The organism is Paenibacillus sp. VCA1 (assembly GCF_031583795.1).
Lineage (GTDB): Bacteria > Bacillota > Bacilli > Paenibacillales > Paenibacillaceae > Paenibacillus_AQ > Paenibacillus_AQ albilobatus.
The window spans coordinates 1-397 of sequence record NZ_JAVLSX010000046.1 but is presented as its reverse complement, the minus strand read 5'-3'; the positions used below and the strand labels follow the sequence as shown (position 1 = coordinate 397).

Sequence of the window (397 nt, the reverse complement as noted above, 5' to 3'; positions counted from 1 at the left end):
CCCATCACGAATCTTTCGCTGCTACTTTTACTTAAACTTGTTGACACAAGTTCAGCTAAAAGGATATTTCTAAAACGCAAATTCGTTTCGGTATCTAGTTTTCAAGGATCAAATCATCCGGTTTTTTTCAACCGGACTTATATCATACCATCCTCAGCACGCTTGTCACCAAGCAAGTTCTGGAAATCGTATGCGAGAGTTTGAACTCTCAAAACTGACCAACGAGTGAGATGAAAGCTTTACGAAGTAAAGCTCGCTTCGTAAGCTTGAGGCATATTTGAATGCTTCCGTTACAGGAAGCGATTCTCCATAGAAAGGAGGTGATCCAGCCGCACCTTCCGATACGGCTACCTTGTTACGACTTCACCCCAATCATCTACCCCACCTTCGGCGGCTG

Annotated in this window: 1 rRNA gene; it reads right to left on the bottom strand. The window is 44.1% G+C overall.

The annotated features are described in order from the left end of the window. Positions 1 to 313: 313 nt before the first annotated feature. A 16S ribosomal RNA gene (locus tag RJP21_RS31085) occupies positions 314 to 397 on the bottom strand; the annotation flags it as partial.